Annotated in this window: 23 protein-coding genes and 1 other RNA gene; 17 read left to right on the top strand and 7 right to left on the bottom strand. The window is 62.7% G+C overall.

The genetic code is table 11. From position 1 onward, the window contains the following. Complete coding sequence (gene hisC, locus SFA35_RS21780; RefSeq protein WP_320572569.1) at window positions 1-1,047, top strand: histidinol-phosphate transaminase; 1,047 nt, start codon at window positions 1-3, stop codon at window positions 1,045-1,047. An 88-nt stretch (window positions 1,048-1,135) separates the two neighbouring features. Here hisC and algW read toward each other — a convergent pair whose 3' ends face one another. Beyond that, entirely contained in the window at window positions 1,136-2,302 is a 1,167-nt protein-coding gene (algW, locus tag SFA35_RS21775) for a Do family serine endopeptidase AlgW (protein WP_320572568.1), read from the bottom strand. Window positions 2,303-2,474: 172 nt separating this feature from the next. Here algW and SFA35_RS21770 point away from each other — a divergent pair, with 172 nt between their 5' ends. From SFA35_RS21770 to SFA35_RS21750, 5 genes are all read left to right on the top strand, one after another. Beyond that, window positions 2,475-3,233 (top strand): Nif3-like dinuclear metal center hexameric protein, encoded by a 759-nt coding sequence (locus SFA35_RS21770; RefSeq protein WP_320572567.1) that lies wholly within the window; start codon window positions 2,475-2,477, stop codon window positions 3,231-3,233. Between the two features lie 174 nt (window positions 3,234-3,407). Next, window positions 3,408-4,325: a sulfate adenylyltransferase subunit CysD gene (gene cysD, locus SFA35_RS21765; RefSeq protein ID WP_320572566.1), complete on the top strand. Its 918-nt coding sequence runs from the start codon at window positions 3,408-3,410 to the stop codon at window positions 4,323-4,325. Between the two features lie 15 nt (window positions 4,326-4,340). Then, window positions 4,341-6,242 carry a sulfate adenylyltransferase subunit CysN gene (gene cysN, locus SFA35_RS21760; RefSeq protein WP_320572565.1) on the top strand — a complete coding sequence of 634 codons (1,902 nt, stop codon included), beginning with the start codon at window positions 4,341-4,343 and terminating at the stop codon, window positions 6,240-6,242. 194 nt (window positions 6,243-6,436) lie between these two features. Next, window positions 6,437-8,818, top strand: coding sequence for an ATP-binding protein (locus tag SFA35_RS21755; RefSeq protein ID WP_320572564.1), 2,382 nt, complete (start codon window positions 6,437-6,439; stop codon window positions 8,816-8,818). Between the two features lie 111 nt (window positions 8,819-8,929). Then, complete coding sequence (locus SFA35_RS21750) at window positions 8,930-9,610, top strand: response regulator transcription factor (RefSeq protein WP_320572563.1); 681 nt, start codon at window positions 8,930-8,932, stop codon at window positions 9,608-9,610. A 68-nt stretch (window positions 9,611-9,678) separates the two neighbouring features. Here SFA35_RS21750 and SFA35_RS21745 read toward each other — a convergent pair whose 3' ends face one another. Then, on the bottom strand, window positions 9,679-10,116 hold the full coding sequence (locus SFA35_RS21745) for a YhcB family protein (protein ID WP_320572562.1): 438 nt from the start codon (window positions 10,114-10,116) through the stop codon (window positions 9,679-9,681). 145 nt (window positions 10,117-10,261) lie between these two features. Here SFA35_RS21745 and SFA35_RS21740 point away from each other — a divergent pair, with 145 nt between their 5' ends. From SFA35_RS21740 to zapE, 3 genes are all read left to right on the top strand, one after another. Then, window positions 10,262-10,891, top strand: a complete 630-nt coding sequence (locus SFA35_RS21740; RefSeq protein WP_320579177.1) for an alpha/beta hydrolase — start codon at window positions 10,262-10,264, stop codon at window positions 10,889-10,891. A gap of 21 nt (window positions 10,892-10,912) precedes the next feature. After that, window positions 10,913-12,259, top strand: a complete 1,347-nt coding sequence (locus tag SFA35_RS21735) for a tryptophan--tRNA ligase (protein WP_320572561.1) — start codon at window positions 10,913-10,915, stop codon at window positions 12,257-12,259. Window positions 12,260-13,173: 914 nt separating this feature from the next. Beyond that, the gene (zapE, locus tag SFA35_RS21730) at window positions 13,174-14,268 is read left to right on the top strand and encodes a cell division protein ZapE (protein ID WP_320572560.1); all 1,095 of its coding nucleotides are present in this window, start codon (window positions 13,174-13,176) and stop codon (window positions 14,266-14,268) included. A 25-nt stretch (window positions 14,269-14,293) separates the two neighbouring features. Here zapE and SFA35_RS21725 read toward each other — a convergent pair whose 3' ends face one another. After that, window positions 14,294-15,193, bottom strand: coding sequence for a GlxA family transcriptional regulator (locus SFA35_RS21725; RefSeq protein ID WP_414058559.1), 900 nt, complete (start codon window positions 15,191-15,193; stop codon window positions 14,294-14,296). 391 nt (window positions 15,194-15,584) lie between these two features. Here SFA35_RS21725 and rplM point away from each other — a divergent pair, with 391 nt between their 5' ends. From rplM to SFA35_RS21705, 4 genes are all read left to right on the top strand, one after another. Next, the gene (rplM, locus tag SFA35_RS21720) at window positions 15,585-16,013 is read left to right on the top strand and encodes a 50S ribosomal protein L13 (RefSeq protein WP_213875204.1); all 429 of its coding nucleotides are present in this window, start codon (window positions 15,585-15,587) and stop codon (window positions 16,011-16,013) included. A gap of 14 nt (window positions 16,014-16,027) precedes the next feature. Further along, window positions 16,028-16,420 carry a 30S ribosomal protein S9 gene (gene rpsI, locus SFA35_RS21715; protein ID WP_158155251.1) on the top strand — a complete coding sequence of 131 codons (393 nt, stop codon included), beginning with the start codon at window positions 16,028-16,030 and terminating at the stop codon, window positions 16,418-16,420. 220 nt (window positions 16,421-16,640) lie between these two features. Then, window positions 16,641-17,258 carry a glutathione S-transferase N-terminal domain-containing protein gene (locus SFA35_RS21710; RefSeq protein ID WP_320572558.1) on the top strand — a complete coding sequence of 206 codons (618 nt, stop codon included), beginning with the start codon at window positions 16,641-16,643 and terminating at the stop codon, window positions 17,256-17,258. Between the two features lie 16 nt (window positions 17,259-17,274). Beyond that, on the top strand, window positions 17,275-17,700 hold the full coding sequence (locus SFA35_RS21705) for a ClpXP protease specificity-enhancing factor (protein ID WP_320572557.1): 426 nt from the start codon (window positions 17,275-17,277) through the stop codon (window positions 17,698-17,700). Window positions 17,701-17,769: 69 nt separating this feature from the next. Here the strand turns inward: SFA35_RS21705 and SFA35_RS21700 are convergent, their stop codons facing one another. The 4 genes from SFA35_RS21700 to SFA35_RS21685 form a co-directional block, all read right to left on the bottom strand. Further along, window positions 17,770-18,348 carry a BON domain-containing protein gene (locus tag SFA35_RS21700; protein ID WP_320572556.1) on the bottom strand — a complete coding sequence of 193 codons (579 nt, stop codon included), beginning with the start codon at window positions 18,346-18,348 and terminating at the stop codon, window positions 17,770-17,772. Further along, window positions 18,345-18,938 (bottom strand): phosphoheptose isomerase, encoded by a 594-nt coding sequence (locus SFA35_RS21695; RefSeq protein WP_213875199.1) that lies wholly within the window; start codon window positions 18,936-18,938, stop codon window positions 18,345-18,347. Before SFA35_RS21695 ends, SFA35_RS21700 begins: the two co-directional genes overlap by 4 nt. A gap of 104 nt (window positions 18,939-19,042) precedes the next feature. Beyond that, window positions 19,043-19,414, bottom strand: a complete 372-nt coding sequence (locus SFA35_RS21690; protein WP_320572555.1) for a YraN family protein — start codon at window positions 19,412-19,414, stop codon at window positions 19,043-19,045. Beyond that, on the bottom strand, window positions 19,414-21,207 hold the full coding sequence (locus SFA35_RS21685; RefSeq protein ID WP_320572554.1) for a penicillin-binding protein activator: 1,794 nt from the start codon (window positions 21,205-21,207) through the stop codon (window positions 19,414-19,416). Before SFA35_RS21685 ends, SFA35_RS21690 begins: the two co-directional genes overlap by 1 nt. 257 nt (window positions 21,208-21,464) lie before the next feature. Between SFA35_RS21685 and rsmI the strand changes: the two genes are divergently transcribed. The 4 genes from rsmI to rsmH all read left to right on the top strand — a co-directional run bounded on the left by rsmI (window position 21,465) and on the right by rsmH (window position 24,439). Continuing rightward, window positions 21,465-22,256 (top strand): 16S rRNA (cytidine(1402)-2'-O)-methyltransferase, encoded by a 792-nt coding sequence (rsmI, locus tag SFA35_RS21680; protein ID WP_320579174.1) that lies wholly within the window; start codon window positions 21,465-21,467, stop codon window positions 22,254-22,256. Window positions 22,257-22,358: 102 nt separating this feature from the next. Then, an RNA gene (gene rnpB / locus SFA35_RS21675) (RNase P RNA component class A) lies at window positions 22,359-22,718 on the top strand. A 321-nt stretch (window positions 22,719-23,039) separates the two neighbouring features. Further along, window positions 23,040-23,495, top strand: a complete 456-nt coding sequence (gene mraZ, locus SFA35_RS21670; protein ID WP_320572553.1) for a division/cell wall cluster transcriptional repressor MraZ — start codon at window positions 23,040-23,042, stop codon at window positions 23,493-23,495. Continuing rightward, window positions 23,492-24,439 (top strand): 16S rRNA (cytosine(1402)-N(4))-methyltransferase RsmH, encoded by a 948-nt coding sequence (rsmH, locus tag SFA35_RS21665; protein WP_414058431.1) that lies wholly within the window; start codon window positions 23,492-23,494, stop codon window positions 24,437-24,439. Before mraZ ends, rsmH begins: the two co-directional genes overlap by 4 nt. The last annotated feature ends 32 nt before the right edge of the window (window positions 24,440-24,471 follow it).

The raw sequence follows: 24,471 nt of genomic DNA, 5'->3' as shown, positions 1-24,471 counted from the left end.
ATGAGCAAGTTCTGGAGTGATTTCGTCAAGGAGCTGGTGCCTTACGTGCCCGGCGAGCAACCCAAGATCGCCAATCTGGTCAAGCTCAACACCAACGAAAACCCCTATGGCCCGTCGCCCAAGGCACTCGAAGCCATGCGCGCCGAGCTGGGCGACAACCTGCGCCTGTACCCTGACCCCAACAGCGACCTGCTCAAGCAGGCCGTGGCCGAGTACTACGGTGTGCAGCCGCGCCAGGTCTTCCTCGGCAATGGTTCGGACGAGGTGCTGGCGCACATCTTCCACGGCTTGTTCAAACACGATCAGCCGCTGCTGTTTCCCGACATCAGCTACAGCTTCTACCCGGTCTATTGTGGCCTGTACGGCATCCCGTTCGAGGCGGTGCCGCTCGATGAGCAGTTCCAGATCTGCGTCGAGGATTACGCCCGGCCAAACGCCGGCATCATTTTTCCCAACCCCAACGCGCCCACGGGCTGTGTGCTCGCACTTGATGCGGTCGAGGCGCTGGTCAAGGCCAGTCCGGATTCGGTGGTGGTGGTCGATGAGGCCTACATCGATTTCGGTGGCCAGACCGCTATCGCGTTGGTCGATCGCTACCCCAACCTGCTGGTGACCCAGACTCTGTCCAAATCCCGTTCGTTGGCGGGGCTGCGGGTCGGCCTCGCGGTGGGCCATCCAGACCTGATCGAGGCGCTGGAGCGGATCAAGAACAGCTTCAACTCCTACCCGATCGACCGCCTGGCGCTGGTCGGTGCCACGGCAGCGTTCGAGGACCAGGCCTGGTTCGAACAGACCCGCCAGGCCGTTATCACCAGTCGCGAGCAGTTGGTGGCGCAGCTGCAGGACAGGGGCTTTGAAGTGTTGCCGTCGGCTGCCAACTTCATCTTCGTCCGGCATCCCCACCAGGATGCTGGCGAACTGGCGGCGCGCCTGCGCGAAAAGGGTGTGATCGTGCGCCACTTCAAGCAGCCGCGCATCGCCCAGTTCCTGCGCATCAGCATCGGCACGCCGGAGCAGAATCAGGCGCTCATCGACGCGCTCGGATAAGGTCGACACATCGGGATGCGGCCCCCTAGTGGGAGGTGCGTGGTCCCGAGGCCACAGGGCCGGCTTGATCAGCCCTGTGGTTACCCAATCAAGGCTGCTCGGCCGCCGGCGCTGCTGCAGCCGCCGGTGGCGGGCGCAGGCCCACTTCGGCCAGCAGCTTCAACTCCTTGCCATTGCGCATCACCTGGATGGCAATCTTGTCGCCCGGCTTGGTGCGCGCCACCTGGTTCATCGAGCGGCGGCCGTCGCCGGCCGGTTCGCCGTCGATGCTGAGAATCACATCGCTCTGCTTGAGTCCGGCTTTCGCCGCCGGCCCGTCGCGGAATACCCCGGACACCACGATGCCTGGGCGGTCCTTGAGCCCGTAGGATTGCGCAAGCTCCGCCGTCAGCGGTTGCACTTCGATACCCAGCCAGCCACGAATCACCTGGCCGTGTTCGATGATCGATTTCATCACCTCCAGCGCCAGCTTGGTGGGAATGGCAAAGCCAATGCCCTGGGAGCCGCCGGAGCGGGTAAAGATCGCCGTGTTGATCCCGGTCAGATTGCCGCGCGCGTCCACCAGCGCACCGCCGGAGTTGCCCGGGTTGATCGCCGCGTCGGTCTGGATGAAGTCTTCGTAGGTATTGAGCCCCAGCTGGTTGCGCCCGGTGGCACTGATGATGCCCATGGTGACTGTCTGACCGACACCGAAGGGGTTGCCGATGGCCAGCGCGATGTCGCCGATGCGGATGCTGTCGGAACTGCCGATGGTGATGGCCGTGAGGTTCTTGAGGTCGATTTTGACCACCGCCAGGTCAGTCTCCGGATCGCTGCCGATCACTCGGGCCAGGGTTTCGCGGCCGTCCTTGAGCGCCACGACGATCTGGTCGGCACCCGCGACCACATGGTTGTTGGTCAGTACGTAGCCTTCGGGGCTCATGATCACGCCCGAGCCGAGGCTCGACTCCCAGCGCTTCTGCTTGGGCGAATTGTCGCCGAAGAAGCGCCGGAACTGTGGGTCATCGAACAGCGGGTGGGCGGCCTTGTTGACCGCCTTGGTGGTGTAGAGATTGACCACTGACGGCGCTGCGGCAACCACGGCATCGGCGTAGGTGACCGGCCCCTGCAGGCTGCTGATGGCCTGCGGGGCCTGCTGCAGGTTGACGTCCTGGCTGGGCAGGCCGACCCACTCGGGAAAGCGCTGAATAATCAACAGGGCGATCAGCACGCCCGTCAGCAACGGCCAGCCAAAAAAACGCAGTGCCTTGAACATTGAACGATTCCGCAGTCAGCAGTAGGAGTGATCGGGGGAGGTCAGGCGAACATTGCCATGCAGCCGGTTCTGCAACCGCGGCGAAGGGCCCATAATGGGCGCCATTATACGAGGGCTTTCTGTTCGCCGAACGGCCTTTTCATCCTCTTTACATCCAGTTTGCGGAGGCCCCATGGCCGTTGCCTTGAATACCTTGGTCGAAGAAGCCGATCGCTACCTCAACAGTGCGAAAATCCACGACTACTGTCCCAATGGGCTGCAAGTCGAAGGCCGCCCGCAGGTCATGCGCATCGTCAGTGGCGTGACCGCCAGCCAGGCGCTGCTCGATGCTGCCGTCCAGGCCCAGGCCGACCTGATCCTGGTGCACCATGGCTATTTCTGGAAAGGCGAAAACCCCTGTGTCACCGGCATGAAGCAGCGACGCCTGAAGACCCTGCTCAAGCATGACATCAGCCTGTTGGCCTACCACCTGCCACTCGATCTGCACCCTGAAGTCGGCAACAACGTGCAACTGGCCCGGCACCTCGACATTACCGTGGAAAGCGCGCTCGATCCGGCCGACAGCAAGGTGGTCGGGTTGGTCGGCTCGCTGGCCGAGCCGGTGTCGCCGCGCGACTTCGCACGCCGGGTTCAGGAGGTGACAGGCCGTGAGCCGCTACTGGTCGAGGGGCCGGAGATGATCCGGCGGGTGGGCTGGTGCACCGGCGGTGGCCAGGGTTACATCGATCACGCGGTGGCAGCCGGGGTCGACCTCTATATCAGTGGCGAAGCCTCGGAGCAGACCTTTCACAGCGCCAGGGAAAACGGCATCAGTTTCATCGCTGCCGGCCACCACGCCACCGAGCGCTATGGTGTGCAGGCACTGGGTGAATACCTGGCCCGGCGTTTCGCAGTCGAGCACCTGTTCATCGATTGCGCCAACCCGATCTGAGGCTGTCGAAACATTTGGCACCAAACCTGCGGGTATATCGTTATACCGTTTCGATATACCAAGGCCGGTCAATAGAATCAGTCTCCATGATAAAGTGGCCGGCTCGAACACGGCCCGCTGGCCGCCCAAAGGCCTGCCGTCTGGCCCCATAAACGCAATGATTCGTGAGTAGCCATGGTCGACAAACTGACGCATTTGAAACAGCTGGAGGCGGAGAGTATCCATATCATCCGCGAGGTCGCCGCCGAGTTCGACAACCCGGTGATGCTCTACTCTGTGGGCAAGGACTCTGCCGTGATGCTGCACCTGGCACGCAAGGCTTTCTTCCCCGGCAAGCTGCCGTTTCCTGTGATGCACGTCGACACTCGCTGGAAGTTCCAGGAGATGTACGCGTTCCGTGATCACATGGTCAAGGAAATGGGCCTGGACCTGATCGTGCACATCAATCCGGATGGCGTGGCGCAGAACGTCAGCCCGCTGACCCACGGCAGTGCCAAGCACACCGACATCATGAAGACCGAAGGCCTCAAGCAGGCTCTGGACAAGCACGGTTTCGACGCGGCCTTCGGTGGCGCGCGCCGCGACGAAGAAAAGTCGCGGGCCAAGGAGCGAGTCTACTCGTTCCGCGACAGCAAGCACCGCTGGGACCCCAAGAACCAGCGTCCGGAACTGTGGAACGTGTACAACGGCAACGTCAACAAAGGCGAGTCGATCCGTGTGTTCCCGCTGTCCAACTGGACCGAGCTGGACATCTGGCAGTACATCTACCTGGAAGGCATCCCGATCGTGCCGCTGTACTTTGCCGCCGAGCGCGAAGTCATCGAGATGAACGGTACCTGGATCATGATCGACGACGATCGCTTGCGTAACCACCTCAGCGACGAGGACAAGCAGCGCATCGTCAAGAAGAAGGTCCGTTTCCGCACCCTGGGCGACTACCCGTTGACCGGTGCCGTCGAGTCCGAGGCGACCAGCCTCACCGACATCATCCAGGAAATGCTCCTGACGCGAACCTCCGAACGCCAGGGCCGGGTCATCGACCACGACGGTGCCGGCTCCATGGAAGAAAAGAAACGTCAGGGCTATTTCTAAGGGGAGGGTGTATTCATGTCGCATGTTTCTGAATTGATCAGCGAGGACATCCTCGCCTACCTGGCCCAGCACGAGCGTAAAGAGCTGCTGCGCTTTCTCACCTGCGGCAACGTCGATGACGGCAAGAGCACGCTGATCGGCCGCCTGCTGCACGATTCCAAGATGATCTATGAAGATCACCTTGAAGCCATCTCCCGCGACTCGAAGAAAAGCGGCACCACCGGTGACGACATCGACCTGGCGCTGCTGGTCGACGGCCTGCAGGCCGAGCGCGAGCAGGGCATCACCATCGATGTGGCCTACCGCTATTTCTCCACCGCCAAGCGCAAGTTCATCATCGCCGACACCCCGGGCCATGAGCAGTACACCCGCAACATGGCCACCGGCGCCTCCACCTGCGACCTGGCGATCATCCTCGTCGACGCCCGCTATGGCGTGCAGACCCAGACTCGCCGGCACAGCTTCATCGCGTCGCTGCTGGGCATCAAGCACATAGTGGTGGCCATCAACAAGATGGACCTCAAGGGTTTCGACCAGAACCTGTTCGAGTCGATCAAGGCCGACTACCTGAAGTTTGCCGAGGGCATCAAGCTCAAGCCAAGCAGCCTGCACTTCGTGCCGATGTCGGCGCTCAAGGGTGACAACGTGGTCAACCACAGCGAGCAGTCGCCGTGGTACACCGGCCAGACCCTGATGGAAATCCTCGAAACCGTGGAAGTGGCGGCCGACCGCAACCTCACCGACCTGCGTTTCCCGGTGCAGTACGTCAACCGCCCCAACCTCAACTTCCGCGGCTTTGCCGGCACCCTCGCCAGCGGCGTGGTGCACAAGGGCGATGAAGTGGTGGTGCTGCCTTCGGGCAAGAAGAGCCGGGTCAAGTCCATCGTCACCTTCGAAGGCGAGTTGGAGCATGCTGGCCCGGGCCAGGCCGTGACCCTGACCATGGAAGACGAGATCGACATCTCACGCGGCGACCTGCTGGTGCATGCCGACAACGTGCCGACGGTCACCGACAGCTTCGAAGCCATGCTGGTGTGGATGGCCGAAGAGCCGATGCTGCCGGGCAAGAAATACGACATCAAGCGCGCCACCAGCTACGTGCCAGGTTCCATCGCCAGCATCGTCAACCGGGTCGATGTGAACACTCTGGCCGAAGGGCCGGCGAGCTCCCTGAGCCTCAACGAGATCGGCAAGGTGCGCATCGCCCTCGACGCGCCGATCGCCCTGGACGGCTACGACAGCAATCGCACCACCGGTGCTTTCATTGTCATCGACCGCATGACCAATGGCACCGTGGGCGCCGGCATGATCGTCGCGCCGCCGGTAGTGCCCCATGGCGGCAGCGGTAACCATGGCAAGCTGGCGCATGTCACCACCGAGGAGCGTGCCCTGCGCCTTGGCCAGCAACCGGCCACCGTGCTGTTTACCGGCCTGTCCGGCGCTGGCAAGAGCACGCTGGCCTATGCCGTGGAGCGCAAGCTGTTCGACCAGGGCCGCGCCGTCTATGTGCTCGACGGCCAGAACCTGCGGCACGACCTGAACAAGGGCCTGGCCCAGGATCGCGCCGGGCGTACCGAAAACTGGCGCCGTGCCGCCCATGTCGCGCGCCAGTTCAACGAGGCCGGGATGATCACCCTCGCCGCGTTCGTCGCACCGGACGCCGCCGGCCGCGACCAGGCCCGGGACCTGATCGGCAGCGACCGGTTGATCACCGTGTATGTCCAGGCTTCGCCCCAGGCCTGCCGCGAGCGTGACCCGCAAGGGCTGTATGCGGCCGACAAGGACAACATTCCGGGTGAGTCCTTCCCCTACGACGTGCCGCTGGGGGCCGACCTGGTGGTCGACACCCAGTCGTTGTCGGTGGACGAAGGGGTTAAACAGGTGCTGGACCTGCTGCGTCTGCGCGGCGCCATCTGACCGGCCGCCACTTCCTCGCAACACCCGACCCCGCGCCGGCACCCGCCGACGCGGGGTCTTTGCTTCTGGCTCGTGCGCAGCGGCCTTGAGACGTTCGCTTGCAATTGGCGCGTGTCGTTGCAGCCTTGCTGCGGTATAGACTTCTGCTCTTCGCCTCCCTCATCAGCATTTCCCACCGACCAGGACAGACCGTGATGCGCCAGGCTCTGCATGTGTTGCTCTGCGGCTTGCTGTTGCTCTGCGCACCAGCCTTCAGCCAGAACCGCAGTCTGTTCACCGGCGAAGAGCTCGCCTGGATCGAGGCGCACCCCGTGTTGCGGGTCGGCGTCGATCCCGCCTGGGTGCCGCTGGCCTACCTGGAGAACGGCACCGTCAAGGGCCTGGCCGCAGAGTACCTGGCGGCCATCACTCGGGTGTCCGGCCTGCGCTTCAGTGTTCGTCCCGACATCCACTGGAGCTCGGCGCGCCACGCGCTGATCGACGGCCAGGTCGACCTGCTTCCCGCTGCCTACGGCCAACTGGGCGACTCGCGACTGGCCGAACAGATCGCCTTCAGTGCGCCGTATTTCGCCAGCAGTACCCTGGTGGTCACCCGGGCGGATGCTGCCGTCATCTATGACCTGCGGCAACTGCTGAACAAGGTGGTCGCGGTCAAGCGCGGCGCCGCCTATGACGCCGAGCTGCGCGAGGAGTACCCAGGCATACAGGTCATCGGCACCGCCAGCCCTGACGAGGCACTGGAAGAGGTCGCGAACGGGCACGCCTACGCCGCCATCGACATCGATGCGGCGGTGATTCCCATCCTGCATCGACGCTATTTCGACGAGCTGCATGTGGCGGGCGTGCTGACCCAGATGCCGGCATCGCTGAGCATGGCCGTGCGCGCCGATGATCGCGTGCTGCTGTCGATCATCGACAAGTCCCTGGCTTCGCTCAGCGCCCAGGAGACTGACCGCATGCTTGCCCGCTGGCTGGAGTCCAGCGATTACGGTTTGCCCTCCTGGTCGCTGATGCTGCACCACTACCGCCTGGAATTCGCTGCGGGCGTTGCCGTGGTGCTGTTTCTGGCCTTTCTCAGTTATCGCGTGGTGCTGGCGCGCCGCCGTGCAGAGCGCAGCGAGCGCGACAAATCGATGTTTCTCGCGGTGATGAGCCACGAGATTCGCACGCCGATGCACGCCATCCTCGCTTCGGTGGAGCTGCTCGCCCAAGGTCGCCTGCCGCCTGCGGAGGCGCGCCTGGCCAATGTAGCGGTGGCCAGCTCGGTCACCCTGCTGCAGCTGCTCGATGACGTTCTGGACTTCTCCAAAATGGAGGCCGACAAGCTGGAGCTCGAATGCGCGCCGGTGAATATCCGCGCCCTGCTGCAGGAGGTCGTCGACATCGCCCAGGCCCGGGCTGCCGACAAACGACTACTGCTCTACGTGCGGTTGCCTGCCGAGCGGGAGGTCTGGCCGGTGCTCGACGCCCATCGGGTTCGCCAGGTGCTGAACAATCTCCTGGCCAATGCCATCAAGTTCACCGAGCAGGGTTACGTCGAGCTGGCGGCGACCCTGGACGCCGCGCCCGGGCAGCCCGAACGGGGCACCTTGCTCATCACTGTCAGTGACACCGGCATTGGTATCCCGCGACGCCAGCAGGCACGCCTGTTCAAGGCCTTTACCCAGGCCGACCGCAGCACTACCCGGCGGTTTGGCGGCACCGGGTTGGGCCTGAGCATCTGCCGCGACCTGGTCAATCTGATGCAGGGGCATATCACCGTCGACAGCGAACCTGGCCGCGGCACGGTCATGCATGTCGAACTACCGGTGGCGCTGGCGGCGGCCCCGAGCGGGTTATCGACGGCCGAGCCGGGTATCGAGCCGGCCAGCGTGTCCGGCTTGAAAGTGCTGGTGGTCGAGGATCACCCGGTCAATCAGTTCGTCATCGAGCGGCAATTGGCCACCCTGGGCCATGCGGTAACCCAGGCGAGCACCGGGGAGGCGGGCCTGGAGCTGCTGAACGACGAGGTGTTCGACCTGGTGCTGCTGGACTGCAACCTGCCCGATATGGACGGCTACACCGTGGCCACCCGCCTGCGCGAAAGGGAGAGAGTGAATGGCCGTCACACCCCGGTCATCGCCATTTCCGCCATGGTCGGTGCTGATCACGCGCAGACCTGCCTGGCAGCGGGGATGGACGGCTTGCTGAGCAAGCCATTGCGCATCCAGGAGCTCAAGGAAATGATCGAGCTATGGTGCGCCGGGGAGCCTGACCAGCGGGCAGCCAAGACTGCGACCACCATCAGCGAGGTGATGGCCGGGCAACGGGGTTTGTTCCAGCAGACCTCGCGGGACGACCTCCAGGGCATTCGTGCGGCGCACGCCAATGGCGACTGGCGGGCAGTGACCAGCCTCGCCCATCGAATCGCGGGAGCAGCGCTGATGCTCGACTTGGCAGCTGTCGCAGGCGCCGCCCGGCGCATCGAGGAGCATGCCGGTGGGCCTTGCGGCGCAGTGGCGGTCGGCCCGTTGGCGGTTTTGGTAGACGAGCTGGACGCCGAGCTGCAACGCCTGCAAGGCGAGCGGCCGGTGTAAAAATCATTACGCCAGTCTGCTCAAGAATATCTTTGCTCACCGCCTCTGGGTGAGGCTCGCACACATATACTGGCGCGAAGTAGTACCTGCGGCTCACTGGCGCTCACCCCCATGAAATGGTCCAATCGGTCCCCGTTGCGCGTGGCCTTGCTGGATGATCATCCGCTGATCCGCAACGGCTTTGCCATGCGCATGCAGCCTGAGCGGGATATCGAGGTGGTGGCGCTGTATGCCTCAAGCCGCGAGATGCTGCAGGCCTTGAGCAGTACATCGATCGATGTGCTGGTGCTCGATTACTCGCTGCAGCCCCATGAGGTGGATGGCCTCAACCTGATTCGCCTGTTGGCTGTGCGCTACCCGGCGATGCGTCTGCTGGTGTCTTCAGCCAGCGAGCTGCCGGCGATCGTGGCGTTGAGCCTGCGTACGGGCGCCAGTGGGTTCATCGGCAAATCCCAGGGCCTGGACGAGTTGTTGCGCGCCATCCGCCAGGTCGGCAGCGGCAAGGTCTACCTGCAGCCGGGTATCGAGCCGGGACAACGACAGGCAGCGGTGTCGGGCGAGCCGGCAAGCGCCGAGCGCGCCCAAACCCTGGCCGCCACACCGGGGCTCTCCGCACGCGAGCAGGAAGTGCTGCGCTGTTGCCTGGAGGGGATGTCGGTGTCGCAGATTGCCAGCAAATTCAACCGCAGCGTCAAGACCATCAGCGCACAAAAAATCGCGGCGTTCCGCAAGCTGGGCATCCGCAGCGACATCGAGTTGTTCAAGGTCGACGGCGGGCTGGGGCCTTGTTGACCGGGCCCAGGTAAAAGCAAACGGGGCCCATCGGCCCCGTTGCAGTTCCACGGTGGTGCTGGCAGGCCTTACTTGCGCTTCAGGCCATATTGCTCGTCGAGCATGCCGGGAGAGTTCGGCGCCTTTGGCGCGTAATCCTTGGGTACCTCGGTGTCGCGCGGTGGCGTCAGGCGCTGGGAGACCTGCGCGGCGCTGTCGGAGTGCAGCGAGGCCAGCAGGCGCTGACGGGTCAGCTCGTCGAGCGCCAAGCGGTTGGCACCCTCGGCGAGGTGGTCTTGCACCTCCTGATAGCTCTGAGTCAGCTTCTTGACCAGAATCGCCGTGCTGTTGAAGTGGGTCACCACTTCATTCTGATAGTTGTCGAAGCGTTCCTGGATGTCATCCAGCTGACGCTGGGTGCTATTGGGCACGGCATTGGGCAGCACCCGCGCCACCAGAAAGCCTACGGCAACGCCGATGACCAGGGCCAGGGTCGGCAACAGCCAAACTAAGAGCGAGTAATCCACGAGTCCTTCCTCTATAAACGGCTTTGCTTTACGTTAACGGCTCGGACCTGCCCTGTATACCTGCGATAAGACGCGGATATGCCTGGCAGCGTCAATCGACTAGACGAGTCGACCCTATTCAAGGTCACGGAGTTCAGACGTGCTCATGCGCGAAACCGCCTTTTTCATCGATGGCCCCGTCGGCCAATTGGAAGCATTGTACCTGCAAGTCCCGGACGCCCGGGGCGTGGCGTTGATCTGCCACCCCAACCCGGTGCAAGGGGGCACCATGCTCAACAAGGTCGTGTCGACCTTGCAGCGCACGGCGCGCGACGCAGGCCTCAACACACTGCGTTTCAATTATCGCGGCACCGGTGCCAGTGCTGGCAGCCACGACATGGGCAGCGGTGAGGTGGATGACGCCCGGGCCGCCACTGCCTGGCTGCTTGGCCAGCAACCGCCGTTGCCGCTGACGCTGCTCGGCTTTTCCTTTGGCGGCTTTGTCGCCGCCAGCCTGGCCGGGCGCCTGGAGGCGGCGGGGCAGGCGGTCGAGCGGCTGTTCATGGTGGCACCGGCGGTCATGCGCCTGGGCGCCGAGCACCCGCTGCCCGAGCGCTGCCCGATCACCGTGATCCAGCCGCAAAGCGACGAAGTGGTCGAGCCGCAGAAGGTCTACGACTGGTCGCAGGCCCTTGCACTGCCCCATGAGCTGCTGAAAGTGGCAGAATGCGGACACTTTTTTCATGGCAAGCTCACCGACCTGAAAGATCTGGTGCTGCCGCGCCTTTCGAACTGAATGCACAAGAATTCAAAAAATATGACCACTCGTATCCTCACCGGCATCACCACCACCGGGACCCCGCACCTGGGCAACTACGCCGGTGCCATCCGCCCGGCCATCGTCGCCAGCCGACAAAGCGATGCCGACTCGTTCTATTTCCTGGCCGACTACCATGCGCTGATCAAGTGCGACGAGCCGCTGCGCATTCAGCGCTCGCGCCTGGAGATCGCCGCGACCTGGTTGGCGGCGGGGCTGGATGTCGACCGCGTGACCTTCTACCGGCAGTCCGACATCCCGGAAATCACCGAGCTGACCTGGCTCTTGACCTGCGTGGCGGCAAAGGGGCTGCTCAACCGCGCCCACGCCTACAAGGCCTCGGTGGACAAGAACGTCGAGGGCGGCGAAGACCCCGACGCGGGCATCACCATGGGCCTGTACAGCTACCCGGTGCTGATGGCCGCCGACATCCTGATGTTCAACGCGCACAAGGTGCCGGTGGGTCGTGACCAGATCCAGCACGTGGAAATGGCCCGGGACATTGGCCAGCGCTTCAACCATCTGTTCGGCCAGGGCAAGGAGTTTTTCGTCATGCCCGAGGCGCTGATCGAGGAAAGCGTCGCCACCTTGCCCGGCCTCGATGGCCGCAAGATGTCCAAAAGCTACGACAACACCATCCCGCTTTTCAGCAGCGCCAAGGAAATGAAGGAAGCGATCTCGCGCATCGTCACCGATTCCAGGGCGCCGGGCGAGGCCAAGGATCCGGACAACTCGCACCTGTTCACCCTCTATCAGGCGTTCGCCACGCCAGAGGGCAGCGCCGAATTTCGCCAGGCGCTGCTGCAGGGCCTCGGCTGGGGCGAAGCGAAGAGCCGCTTGTTCACGCTGCTGGACGGGCAGTTGGCCGAGCCACGCGAGGCCTATCGACGTTTGATCGAGCGGCCGGCGGAGCTGGAAGATATCCTGCAGACCGGCGCCCGCAAGGCCCGCCAGGTGGCAACGCCTTTCCTTGGCGAGCTACGTGAAGCGGTTGGTCTGCGTTCGTTCCGCGAACAGGTCCAGGTGGCCACTGCCAGCAAGAAGAAAACCGGCAAAGCCGCGCGTTTCGTCAGTTTCCGCGAAGACGACGGCAGCTTCCGTTTCCGCCTGCTGGCCGCCGATGGCGAGCAACTGCTGTTGTCGCGCAACTTCGCCGATGGCAAGGCCGCTGGCGCGGTGACCAAGCAACTGCAGAGCGGCGCGGCACTGGACGTGCGACCTGAATTGCACAGTTTCACTCTGTGGGTGGACGGTGTCTGCGTGGCCGACAGCCCGGCGTTTGCCGATGCCGGCGCGCGTGAGATCGCCATCGAGGCATTGAGATTGGCGCTGCTACCGCAGGAATGATCTGCTTTTGATCTGGCTTTTGATCTGGCTTTTGATCTGGCTTTTGATCTGGCTTTTGATCTTGATCTGCCGCGACTTCAGCAGGCCGACTGAAGCAGCGCGGGAGTGGTGGCGCGAGGCAGGAGCCGAGCGAGCGCCGCGCGGCCAGGGACGGCCGCTCGGCGCGTACGCCACGGAGCGATGCGTAAGGAGGGAACCCGGAGTGGAGCGTAGCGTAACGCAGGGCCAATGAACGGAGCGGAGGCCTTTTGCTTACTTTTGGGCCTTTCCAAAAGTGAGTCGCCGTAAGGGCGAAAGGGGCCTTTGGCCGCGTCGAAGATGCCGGATAAGCTTCGATATCGCAGTAGCGACCCCCGGGTTTTTAAGCTAATCCATTTGCTAGGGTGGCGCGAAATCACCTTTTCGCCCTTACGGCGAGTCACTTTTGGAAAGGCCCAAAAGTAACCAAAAGGCCTCCGCTCCATTCATTGGCCCTACGCTGCGCTCCGGGTTCCCTCACTCCACATCGCTCCGTGGCGTACGCGCCGAGCGGCCGTCCCTGGCCGCGCGGCGCTCGCTCGGCTCCTGCCTCGCGCCACCACTCCCGCGCTGCTCCGTTCGGCCTGCTGAAGTCGCGGTAGATCAAGATCAAGATCAAAAGCAGATCAAGATCAAAAGCAGATCAAGATCAAAAGCAGATCAAGATCAAAAGCAGATCAAGGTCAAAAGCAGATCAAGATCAAGATCAAGATCAAGAACACCTGCAAAATCCTATTCACAGATTAGATCCGGATCAGAATCCCGGCCCGCGCGGTTGCATCTCGCCGATAGGCGGCCCTCGCAACGCAAAAGCGACAGAACGTCGCAAGCTGCATTGCCATTATTCCAACCCGTCGCTACAGTGACCGCCCGTTTTTGTTGCCTTGCTAACGAATATGACGCCTCTAGAACGATATCAAGCCGATCTTCAACGCCCTGACTTTTTCCACGATGCAGCGCAAGAGACGGCCGTTCGTCATCTGCAGCGGCTCTACGACGACCTGATCGCCGCCCCGGACAGCAAGCCCGGGGTCTTCGGCAAGCTGTTCGGGAAAAAAGAGCAGAAGCCGGTCAAGGGCTTGTATTTCTGGGGCGGGGTAGGGCGTGGCAAGACCTACCTGGTCGATACCTTCTTCGATGCGCTGCCGTTCGAGCAGAAGGTGCGCACGCACTTTCACCGCTTCATGAAACGCGTCCACGAAGAGCTCAAGACCCTCAAGGACCAGAAGAACCCACTCACCGTCATCGCTCGGCGGTTCGCCGACGAGGCCCGGGTCATCTGCTTTGACGAATTCTTCGTCTCCGACATCACCGACGCCATGATCCTTGGCACCCTGATGGAGGAGCTGTTCAAGAACGGCGTGACCCTGGTCGCCACCTCCAACATCGTTCCCGACGGGCTCTACAAGGACGGCCTGCAGCGCGCGCGCTTCCTGCCGGCGATTGCCCTGATCAAGGAAAACACCGAGATCGTCAACGTCGACAGCGGCGTCGACTACCGTTTGCGCCATCTCGAGCAGGCCGAGCTGTTCCATTTTCCGCTCGACGAAGCGGCGCAGAAGAGCATGCGCGAAAGCTTCGCGGCATTGACCCACAACAGCAAGAAGGTCACCGAAAACGATCCCCTGACCATCGAGAATCGTGTGATCCATGCCCTGCGCACCTGTGACGACGTGGCCTGGTTCGACTTTCGCGAGCTGTGCGACGGCCCACGCAGCCAGAACGACTACATCGAGCTGGGCAAGATTTTCAATGCCGTGCTGCTCAGCGGCGTGGAGCAGATGAGTGTGACCACCGATGACATCGCCCGGCGCTTCATCAACATGGTCGACGAGTTCTACGATCGCAACGTCAAGTTGATCATTTCTGCCGAGGTCGAGCTCAAGGACCTGTACACCGGCGGTCGCCTGAACTTCGAGTTCCAGCGTACCCTGAGCCGGCTGCTGGAGATGCAGTCCCACGAATTCCTGGCGCGCGCGCACAAGCCCTGAGAGGCCTGGGCGCTGCGGCTAGCACCTACGCGCAGCTGCCGACGAACTGCAGCCGGTACTCGTTGGGGGACAGCTCGGTGTGCTGGCGGAACAGTCGGGCAAAGAAGCTGGCATCGTCGTAGCCCACCTCGTAACTGATGGTCTTGATGCTCTTGCGCGAGCCCGACAGCAGACCCTTGGCGGTTTCTATGCGCAGTCGCTGCAGATAATGCAGCGGCTTGTCGCCGGTGGCGGTCTGGAAGCGTCGCATGAAGTTGCGGATGCTCATGCCGTGCTGGCGGGCGACGTCCTCGAAGCGGAATTTCTCGGCGAAATGCCCCTCCAGCCATTGCTGCACCTGCAGGATCAGGGCGTCCTGATGCAGTTTCTGCCCGCCGAAACCCATCCGTCCCGGTGAATAGCTGCGCTGCACCTCGTAGAGAATGTCGCGCGAAACCGCCTGGGCCACGCTGGCGCCGCAGAAGCGCTCGATCAGGTAGATGTACAGGTCGCACGCGGACACCGGCCCGCCGGCGCAGTACACATTGTCGGCGTCGGTCAGGTGCTTGTCCGGGTTGAGGATGACCTGCGGGAAGCGCTGGCGGAACTCCTCGAAGAATCGCCAATAGGTGGTCGCCTCCCTGCCGTCCAGCAGGCCGGCAGCGGCCAGCCAGAACACCCCGCTGGCCTCGGCGCAGAGCACCGCGCCCCGGGCATGCTGCGCGCGCAGCCAGGGCACCACCTGCGGGTAGCGCTGGCTCAGGGCGTCGAAGTCGTCCCAGTGGGCCGGCAGGATGATGATGTCGGCATCCTCCAGCGCGCCGCTCACCGGCAGCACCACATCGCTGAAACTGCGCACCGGCAGGCCGTCGGGGCTGACCAGCCGGCTCTCGAACACCGCAGTCAGGCCGCGTCCGGTCTGCTTGCCATAGCGCAGGCTGGCCATGTGGAAGAAGTCCTTGGCCTGCATCAAGGTGGCGGCCATGACCTTGTCGACGGCCAGGATGCTGACACGGCGCAACGCCGCCGTGGCGGGAGGAGAGAAGGTCATATCATTATTCTTATAGGGGAAAGCGGTCAGGATATGGCCGGAACGCCTTGAGCTCAAGACGTCCGCATCAAGCTTGCTTTTCAGCTGAAAATCTGGATAATTCGGCACCTCTCTAAGAAGCGGCGTGATGCCCCGCCTCCCGGAAGAATCTTGCCGTGCATGCGACGTGATGACCCGAGCCCCCGAAAAGCGTCATGTGCCCGGCTGCCTTTGACTTGTCAAAGTAAGCACTATTCAGTAAGATCCGCCGTCTATTTTTGCTGGGCGGCCCCTGAGGCTATAAAGAATGAAAACTTTTACTGCTAAACCGGAAACAGTAAAGCGCGACTGGTTCGTCGTTGATGCTGCTGGTCAGACCCTGGGTCGTCTGGCTACAGAAATCGCGAGCCGTCTGCGTGGCAAGCACAAGCCTGAGTACACCCCTCACGTTGACACTGGCGACTACATCGTCGTGATCAATGCCGAGCAGGTTCGCGTTACCGGTGCCAAGACCACCGATAAAATGTACTACTCCCACTCCGGTTTCCCGGGCGGTATCAAGTCGATCAACTTCGAAAAGCTGATCGCCAAGGCCCCTGAGCGCGTGATCGAGACCGCGGTTAAAGGCATGCTGCCTAAGAACCCGCTGGGTCGCGACATGTACCGTAAGCTGAAAGTCTATGCGGGCACTGCTCACCCTCATACTGCTCAGCAGCCCCAAGAACTGAAGTTTTAACGGAATAGTTCATTATGTCGGCGACTCAAAATTACGGCACTGGCCGTCGCAAGACTGCAACCGCACGCGTTTTCCTGCGTCCGGGCACTGGTAACATCTCCATTAACAACCGTTCGCTGGACACTTTCTTCGGCCGCGAGACTGCCCGCATGGTAGTTCGTCAGCCGCTGGAACTGACCGAAACCACTGAAAAGTTCGACATCTACGTCACCGTTATCGGTGGTGGTGTCAGCGGTCAGGCCGGTGCGATCCGTCACGGTATCACCCGTGCGTTGATGCAGTACGACGAAACCCTGCGTGGCGCTCTGCGCAAAGCGGGCTACGTCACTCGCGATGCCCGTGAAGTTGAACGTAAGAAAGTCGGTCTGCGTAAAGCGCGTAAGCGTCCGCAGTACTCGAAGCGTTAATTCGCTGCTTCGTTCGAGCTTTACGCTCAAAAGAAACCCGCCTCCTCACGGAAGCGGGTTTTTTTTTGATTTGTATCGGCGCGTGCCTTTGTGCGGGGCAGGGCAAGATTAGCCAAGGGTTGTGCCGGGAAATGCTGTAAAATTCCCGGCTGATCCTGCGCGCCCCAAGGGGCGCGTTTGCTTTTGTGAGTTTTTATTTCTATACGCGAGGAGGACCGCCATGGGCGTGACCAATCGGTTGGCCTGTTACTCCGACCCCGCCGACCACTATTCTCATCGGGTGCGCATCGTTCTCGCCGAGAAGGGTGTCAGCGTCGAAATCATCGATGTCGTGGCGGGCCGCCTGCCGCCGCAGCTTGTCGAAGTCAATCCCTACGGCAGCACGCCCACCCTGGTCGATCGTGACCTGGCGTTGTACGAGTCGACCGTGGTCATGGAATACCTCGACGAGCGTTACCCGCACCCACCTTTACTGCCCGTGTACCCGGTGGCTCGCGCCAACAGCCGCTTGCTGATTCACCGTATCCAGCGTGACTGGTGCGGGCTGGTCGATCAGATTCTCGACCCGCGCAGCAAGGAGCCGTTGCGCGTCCAGGCGCGCAAGGAATTGCGCGAGAGCCTGACCGGCGTGTCTGCCCTGTTCGCCGACAAGCCTTATTTCCTCAGTGAGGAGCTAAGTCTGGTCGACTGCTGTCTATTACCGATACTCTGGCGTTTGCCGGTGCTGGGTATCGAACTGCCACGGCCCGCCAAGCCGCTCTTGGACTATATGGAGCGTCAGTTTGCCCGGGAGGCCTTTCAGGCCAGCCTGTCGGCCGCTGAACGTGAAATGCGCTAGCTTTAAGGAGCTGTTGATGAACTCCAGTCGTCCCTATCTGATCCGTGCTCTTTATGAGTGGATCGTGGATAACGATTGCACCCCGCACATGCTGGTCAACGCCGAATACCCTGCAGTGCAGGTTCCCCAGGGCTTTGCCAGCGATGGTCAGATCGTGCTCAATGTGTCGCCCAGTGCCGTGCGCCATCTGCACATGGACAACGAGGCTGTGAGCTTCGATGGCCGCTTTGGTGGCACCTCGCACACCCTGTACGTGCCCACCGGCGCGATCCTGGGCATCTACGCCCGCGAGAACGGCCAGGGCATGGTGTTCGACCTGGAGCCTGGGTTGGCCGAGGAGGAGCTGTCGGAGTCGCTGGAGGAGGGCTCTGACGACGATACGCCGCCGGATGGCCAGCCGCCACGGCCGAGCGGGCGGCCGAGTCTCAAAGTGGTGAAATGAAAAAAGGCGACCTGAGGGTCGCCTTTTTTATTGTGCCAGGCAGTGGGGCCCATCACAGACTCGAACCGGTCAGTCGATGTACTCGAACAGCTTGACGATCTTCTGCACGCCCGAGACGCTCTGCACCACGCTGGTGGCGCGAGCGGCCTCTTGTTGGGTCAGCAGGCCAAGCAGGTAGACGATGCCGTTCTCGGTCACCACCTTGATGCGCGAGCCTGGCACGCTGGAATCGGCGAGCATCTGGGTCTTGATCTTGGTGGTCAGCCAGGCATCGTTGTTGCGCGCCAGGATGGACGAAGGCGGCAGCACCTGGATCTCGTTGTGTACCTTCTTGACCTTCTGCACCTCGGTGGCCGCCTGCTCGGCCTGGGCCTTGAGCTCGGCGCGCGGGGTCTGCCCGGCGAGCAGCACCACACCGTTGAAGCTGGTGACGACGATGTGCGAGTTCTGGTCGAGGTCGACGTTGGCCTTGGCCACGTTGACCTGCACCTTGGTCTCGATCAGCGAGTCGTCGATCTTGCTGCCGAAGGTGCGGGTGCCACGGTCGTCTTCGATAGGTTTGTCGCGGGTGGCGGTCAATACCGAGCCGCAGCCGGAAAGGCTCAGGCACAGGGTCAGGGCCATGAGGCCAAGGCGATGAGGGGTCATTCTTCACTCCCGAACAGTTGGCTGTCGATCAGATCGCACAGGCAGTGGATCGCCAGCAGGTGGACTTCCTGAATTCTCGCAGTGACGTTGGCCGGCACGCGGATCTCGACATCTTCGGGCAATAGCAGCGAGGCCATGCCACCACCGTCGCGGCCGGTCAGGGCGACGACAATCATTTCGCGATCATGGGCGGCCTGGATGGCCTGGATGATATTGGCCGAATTGCCGCTGGTGGAAATCGCCAGCAGCACGTCGCCGGGCTGGCCCAGGGCGCGGATCTGTTTGGAAAACACCTCGTTGTAGCTGTAGTCGTTGGCGATCGAGGTGATGGTCGAGCTGTCGGTGGTCAGCGCGATGGCCGGCAGGCTGGGGCGTTCGCGTTCGAAGCGGTTGAGCAGCTCGGAAGAGAAGTGCTGGGCATCGCCGGCCGAGCCGCCATTGCCGCAGGACAGCATCTTGCCCTCGTTGAGCAGGGCGTTGACCATGACCTGGCTGGCCTGCTCGATGTACGGTGCAAGGACTTCCATCGCCTGTTGCTTGGTGTCGATACTGGCCTGGAAAAGCTGGCGAATTCGGGATTGCATGTCCATCAAAGTGACCTTAATAAGGGCGGCTGGTCGGGCAATGCCAGGGTCTTCCTGGCGTGGTCCCGGCACATGAATGTGCAGCCCGCAAAGCGAAAAGCGAAAAGCAGTCAGCAGTCGAAGGCGTTGGTCAGCCACTGCACGGGCTGGCCGATTCGCGCGTTGCCTTCCAGAGCGACGACGTCGAAGCGGCACGGCGAATCCTGCCACTGACTTTGTGTTTGCAGAAACCGTTGGGCGGCGAGGATCAGCCGACCGCGTTTGCGCGCATCGATGCTCTCCAGGGCGCCGCCCCATTGCGCATGACGCCGGTAACGAACTTCGACGAATACTACTGTATCGCCATCCATCATGACCAGATCAAGCTCTCCTCCCTTGCACATCCAGTTGCGCTGCAGCAGTTGCAGGCCCTGGGCCTGGAGATAGTCCAGGGCCTGCTGCTCAGCGGCCTGGCCGGCCTGCCGAGGCGAGGCACTGGCCATCAGGGCGCGGTGTCGGCCAAGCGCTTGATCTGGCGCGCGTCGAACTGTGCCCAGGGCAGCTGGCGATCGATACGCTGGTTCGGGCCCAGCCCCAGGCTGCCGGAAGCGCCCGGAATGCGGTTGTCGGGCAGGGCCTTGAGCTGCTGCAGGCGCGAGGTCAGGGCGAAGGCATCGACGCCCATGGCGTACAGGCGACCCAGGCTGCTGGCCGCCTGCGGCCATTGCCGGGTGACCTGCTGGTGCAGGGCGCCAGTTGTGTCCAGCAGCCACGGAGTTTCGCAGAACTGGATGCCGTTCATGTCGTTGTATTGCGCCTGGTCGCCGCTGGCGCTGTATACGTGGGACGTGGCATACACTGGCACGTCACCGGCGTACTGGTAGTTGAGCGTGGGCTTGATCTGCTGGGCCTGCTGCGGCGTGGCGGCAAGGAAGATGAAGTCGACATCCTGGCGGCGGCTCGGCTGCGCCTGGCCGCTCTGCAGGCTGCCATTGGCCTGGCCGCGCACCTGGAACAGGCGCTCGATCTGCTGGGCCAGCGCCACCGGCTGATCGACCCGTTCAGCGCCCAGCAGGGTGCCGCCATTGGCTTCCCAGTCCTGGCGGAAGGCGGCCAGCACGCGGTCGCCCCATTCGCCCTTGGGCACCAGGGCCACGGCGCTGTGACGGCCATCGGCGCGGGCACGTCGGGAGACTTCGCGCGCTTCGTCTTCAGCGGCCAGGCCGAACTGGAACAGCTGTGGCGGGCCGGCCTGGTTGGTGTCGCTGTAATTCAGGGCAAGGGTGTTGATGGGCAGTTGCGCCCGCCCGGCCAGTTGCTTGACCAGCGGCTTCTCCAGCGGGCCGACCACCAGCTGTGCACCCGCGGCCTGGGCCTGGCGGTAGAAATCGTCCAGGGAGGTTAGTCGCGAGCTGTCCACCACCTCGATGGTCGGAGTCTTGACTCCGGCCTGCTGGGCCTGGAAGTCCGCCGCCATGAAGCCGTCGCGCAAGGCGCGGCCAACGCTGGCCAGCTGGCCTTCCTGGGGCAGCAGCAGAACGATCTTGCTCAGCGGCTGGCTGGCCAGCTCCTTGAGCTTGACCAGCGGTGCCGGCAGTTGCCGGGCGGCTGGGTGGTCAGGGTGCTGCGCTTTCCAGGTGTCGATGGCGCTCTGCTGTTGTTCCAGGCTGGCGCCGTTCTTGACCGCCAGGGCCAGGCTCAGCCAGCCGCCGAATTCGTCGTTGCCAGCACCTTGCAGTTGGTCGGCCGGCAGTGCGGCGACCAGGCTCCAGATGGCTTCGTGGTTGCTCGCGGCTTGCTCGCCGCTGAGCATCGGCGCGATGAACACGCGCTCACGCGCGGCGGCGAGGATCTGCCCGTCGGCTTCCAGTGCCTTGGCGCGAACCAGTTGAGTCTGGACCTGCTGCTCGACCGGCAGCTCACTCAGGCGGCCGAGGCTGGGATGGCTCAGGGCGGCGAGAGCGCCCTTGGCGTCATTGCGGCTCAGGGCGAGCTCGGCAGCCAGGGTGCTGGCGATCACCTGCGGGCCCGGCTTGAGCACGTCCAGCTTGACCTGGGCGAGAATCTGCGCGGCGCGGTTGTTGTCTTTCTGCTGGTAAGCCAGCTGGGCTGCGTTGAGCCGCAGCAGTGCGCCTTGTTCTGGTGTCTTGCTGCTGTCGGCTTGCTGCAGCAGCTGCTCGATGCTGGCGTCAGGGGTGCGCGGCAGTTCGCCCAGGTTCGATGAAGGCGAGCTGGCGCACGCGGCCAGCAGGGCTGCGAGACAGAGAGCGGAGAACAGCCGCAGACAAGCAATCATGTAGGTTTTCCTGATACGCGGGCATAAAGACGCTCGATTGTACCCAAGCACTGGCCGGGGCGCGATCTTGCTGGTGATTGAGGCTTTACCTTTCGTGTCAGCGACTGCCCACCACGCATTTCCTGTCTCGGCAGCGTGATTATGTAGAATGCGCTTTTGCTGAACGAAAGGTGTGTGCTGTGACTGCTCCGGGCGCTTTGAATTCCACCACTGGCACACTTTATGTGGTGGCGACTCCCATCGGTAATCTCGACGACATGAGTGCACGCGCGCTCAAGGTGCTGAGCGACGTGGCGCTGATCGCGGCGGAGGACACCCGGCACTCGATCCGGTTGATGCAACACTTCGGCATAGGTACGCCGTTGGCTGCCTGTCACGAGCACAATGAGCGTGAGGAGGGCAGCCGTTTCCTGGCCAAGTTGCAGGCGGGCGAGGACGTTGCGCTGATTTCTGATGCGGGAACGCCGCTGATTTCCGATCCGGGTTATCACCTGGTGCGTCAGGTTCGGGCTGCGGGCATCCCGGTCGTGCCGGTGCCGGGGCCCTGTGCCTTGATCGCGGCCTTGTCGGCCGCCGGGTTGCCGTCCGACCGGTTCATCTTCGAGGGTTTCCTGCCGGCCAAGGCAGTGGGCCGCCGTGCGCGCCTGGAGCAGGTGCGCGAAGAGCCGCGTACGCTTATTTTCTACGAGGCGCCGCACCGCATTCTCGAATGCCTGCAGGATATGGAGGCGGTGTTTGGCGGTGACCGGCCGGCGCTATTGGCGCGTGAGATGACCAAGGCCTTCGAGACCTTGAAGGGTCTGCCATTGAGCGAGCTGCGCGCGTTCGTGGAGGCAGACAGCAACCAGCAGCGCGGCGAGTGTGTCGTGCTGGTGGCTGGCTGGACCGCGCCGCAAGCCGAGGAGGCGGTCAGTGCCGAGGTGATGCGGGTGCTCGACCTGCTGCTGGCCGAGTTGCCCCTAAAGCGCGCGGCGGCGCTGGCGGCCGAGATCACCGGGGTGCGCAAGAACCTGCTGTACCAGGTGGCCCTGGAGAAGCAGAAGGGCTGAGGGCACGACCTGCGGCATGACTGCCCGGTGTTGGACCAATGGCGGGTCATCAGGCCAATAAAGCTTGCCCCCCTCGCACCATGTCGTTAACCTGCGCGCCGGAGAGTCGATCGGACAGTCGCTGCCTTTTTTTGTTCCGCAAAAAAGGGGGGAGGAAAGTCCGGGCTCCATAGGGCGCAGTGCCAGGTAACACCTGGGAGGCGTGAGCCTACGGAAAGTGCCACAGAAAATAACCGCCTAAGCGCGCAAGCGCCGGTAAGGGTGAAAAGGTGCGGTAAGAGCGCACCGCACGTCTGGTAACAGTGCGTGGCAAGGCAAACCCCACTGGGAGCAAGACCAAATAGGGTTCCACATGGCGCGGCCCGCGTTGGAACCGGGTAGGTTGCTAGAGGTGTCCAGTGATGGCCATCGTAGAGGAATGACTGTCCTCGACAAAACCCGGCTTACAGATCGACTCTCCACCTATTTCCTCCCCTGCTTGAATCGATAGCAGACCCCCGGATCGTAAGATCGAAAAGATCTTAAAGTTAATAAATTACATCAAGTGTGCCTCGTAGCTAATTGAACTCAAACGCTTTTATCGCTCATTCCCTCGTCCTAAACACCCTCATCGTTGCTTTTCGTGTCCTAAATCTCCGATCTATAAGGGTTTTCCCGTCGTCCGCGCCTTGACGGTGTGGTGGGCGCATTCCTATAGTGTGCGCGGGTGGAGGAAAGTGGCATAAAGTGGGTTTTTTCGGCGGCTTTTTCCAAAATCGAGTCAATTCCTGAGGTGGCGCGACTGTGTTTCGTGGAGCAAATCCGATCAGCCTCGATGCGAAGGGTCGGCTCGCCATGCCGAGCCGGTATCGCGACGAGCTTGATTCGAAGAGTTCCGGCCAGTTGATCATCACTGTCGACACCATTGACCCCTGCCTGTGTGTCTATCCGCTGGATGAATGGGAAGCGATCGAAGCCAAGCTTCGCGCCCTGCCATCGCAGCATGAAAGCGTGCGCCGGCTGCAGCGCCTGTTGATCGGTAACGCGGTCGACCTGGAACTGGACGGCAGCGGCCGCTTCCTCGTGCCTCCGCGCCTGCGCGAGCACGCCAAGCTGGACAAGAAGGCCATGCTGGTCGGCCAGCTGAACAAGTTTCAATTGTGGGACGAAGACACCTGGAACGCTGTTGCGGCAGCGGATCTGGCAGCTATTCAACAACCGGGTGCCATACCCGACGAACTGCGTGATTTGATTCTGTGACTATAAAGAGCGGCTACAACCACATCACCGTGCTGCTCGACGAAGCCGTCGAGGCTCTGGACGTGCGCGCGGATGGCCGCTACCTCGATGGTACGTTCGGGCGCGGTGGCCACAGCCGGCTGATCCTCAGCCACCTCGGGCCGCAGGGCAGCCTGGTGGGATTCGACAAAGATCCCCAAGCGATTGCCACCGGGCAAGCGCTGGCGGCCGAAGACGGCCGCTTTGTCATTGTGCAGCGCAGTTTTGCCGAGCTGGGCGCCGAAGTGGCCGCACGCGGCATGGCCGGCCAGGTCGACGGCATCCTGCTCGACCTCGGCGTGTCGTCGCCGCAGCTGGACGATGCCGAGCGCGGCTTCAGCTTCATGAACGACGGCCCGCTGGACATGCGCATGGACCCCACCCGCGGCGTCAGCGCTGCGCAGTTCATCGCCGATGCCCCGGAGGAAGAAATCGCCCGGGTGTTCAAGGAGTACGGCGAAGAGCGTTTTGCCAAGCGCATGGCCCGCGCTGTGGTCGAGCGCCGCGCGACCCAGCCGTTCGAGCGCACTGCCGACCTCGCCGAAGTGCTCAAGGTTGCCAACCCCGCCTGGGAAAAAGGCAAGAACCCGGCCACACGCGCCTTTCAGGGCCTGCGTATCCACGTCAACAACGAGCTCGCCGACCTCGAGGCGGGTCTCGCTGCGGCGTTGGCTGCCCTGCGTGTCGGCGGTCGACTGGTGGTCATCAGCTTCCATTCGCTTGAAGACCGTATCGTCAAGCTGTTCATGCGCAAGCTGGCCAAGGGTGAGGCCGACAACCTGCCGCGCAACCTGCCCGTGCGTTTCGAGGCGTTCGAGCCGTTCATTCGCATCCACGGCAAGGCGCAGTTCGCCGGCGAGGCCGAGCTCAAGGCCAACCCGCGTTCGCGCAGTGCGGTCATGCGTGTGGCGGAGAAGCTGCGTTGAGCAAGTCAGCCTTCAAGCCGTTGCCAGGTGGC

It is taken from the genome of Pseudomonas sp. HR96 (assembly GCF_034059295.1).
Classification (GTDB): Bacteria; Pseudomonadota; Gammaproteobacteria; order Pseudomonadales; family Pseudomonadaceae; genus Aquipseudomonas.
The sequence above is the reverse complement of the archived record's forward strand: the minus strand, read 5'-3'. Positions and strand labels throughout refer to the sequence as shown.

What these genes read in the sequence shown, in the direction of transcription:
- hisC (WP_320572569.1), top strand. Translation starts at nt 1, where the DNA reads ATGAGCAAGTTCTGGAGTGATTTCGTCAAGGAGCTGGTGCCTTACGTG.
- algW (WP_320572568.1), bottom strand. Translation starts at nt 2,302, where the DNA reads ATGTTCAAGGCACTGCGTTTTTTTGGCTGGCCGTTGCTGACGGGCGTG.
- SFA35_RS21770 (WP_320572567.1), top strand. Translation starts at nt 2,475, where the DNA reads ATGGCCGTTGCCTTGAATACCTTGGTCGAAGAAGCCGATCGCTACCTC.
- cysD (WP_320572566.1), top strand. Translation starts at nt 3,408, where the DNA reads ATGGTCGACAAACTGACGCATTTGAAACAGCTGGAGGCGGAGAGTATC.
- cysN (WP_320572565.1), top strand. Translation starts at nt 4,341, where the DNA reads ATGTCGCATGTTTCTGAATTGATCAGCGAGGACATCCTCGCCTACCTG.
- SFA35_RS21755 (WP_320572564.1), top strand. Translation starts at nt 6,437, where the DNA reads ATGCGCCAGGCTCTGCATGTGTTGCTCTGCGGCTTGCTGTTGCTCTGC.
- SFA35_RS21750 (WP_320572563.1), top strand. Translation starts at nt 8,930, where the DNA reads ATGAAATGGTCCAATCGGTCCCCGTTGCGCGTGGCCTTGCTGGATGAT.
- SFA35_RS21740 (WP_320579177.1), top strand. Translation starts at nt 10,262, where the DNA reads ATGCGCGAAACCGCCTTTTTCATCGATGGCCCCGTCGGCCAATTGGAA.
- SFA35_RS21735 (WP_320572561.1), top strand. Translation starts at nt 10,913, where the DNA reads ATGACCACTCGTATCCTCACCGGCATCACCACCACCGGGACCCCGCAC.
- zapE (WP_320572560.1), top strand. Translation starts at nt 13,174, where the DNA reads ATGACGCCTCTAGAACGATATCAAGCCGATCTTCAACGCCCTGACTTT.
- SFA35_RS21725 (WP_414058559.1), bottom strand. Translation starts at nt 15,193, where the DNA reads ATGGCCAGCCTGCGCTATGGCAAGCAGACCGGACGCGGCCTGACTGCG.
- rplM (WP_213875204.1), top strand. Translation starts at nt 15,585, where the DNA reads ATGAAAACTTTTACTGCTAAACCGGAAACAGTAAAGCGCGACTGGTTC.
- rpsI (WP_158155251.1), top strand. Translation starts at nt 16,028, where the DNA reads ATGTCGGCGACTCAAAATTACGGCACTGGCCGTCGCAAGACTGCAACC.
- SFA35_RS21710 (WP_320572558.1), top strand. Translation starts at nt 16,641, where the DNA reads ATGGGCGTGACCAATCGGTTGGCCTGTTACTCCGACCCCGCCGACCAC.
- SFA35_RS21705 (WP_320572557.1), top strand. Translation starts at nt 17,275, where the DNA reads ATGAACTCCAGTCGTCCCTATCTGATCCGTGCTCTTTATGAGTGGATC.
- SFA35_RS21700 (WP_320572556.1), bottom strand. Translation starts at nt 18,348, where the DNA reads ATGACCCCTCATCGCCTTGGCCTCATGGCCCTGACCCTGTGCCTGAGC.
- SFA35_RS21695 (WP_213875199.1), bottom strand. Translation starts at nt 18,938, where the DNA reads ATGGACATGCAATCCCGAATTCGCCAGCTTTTCCAGGCCAGTATCGAC.
- SFA35_RS21690 (WP_320572555.1), bottom strand. Translation starts at nt 19,414, where the DNA reads ATGGCCAGTGCCTCGCCTCGGCAGGCCGGCCAGGCCGCTGAGCAGCAG.
- SFA35_RS21685 (WP_320572554.1), bottom strand. Translation starts at nt 21,207, where the DNA reads ATGATTGCTTGTCTGCGGCTGTTCTCCGCTCTCTGTCTCGCAGCCCTG.
- rsmI (WP_320579174.1), top strand. Translation starts at nt 21,465, where the DNA reads ATGAGTGCACGCGCGCTCAAGGTGCTGAGCGACGTGGCGCTGATCGCG.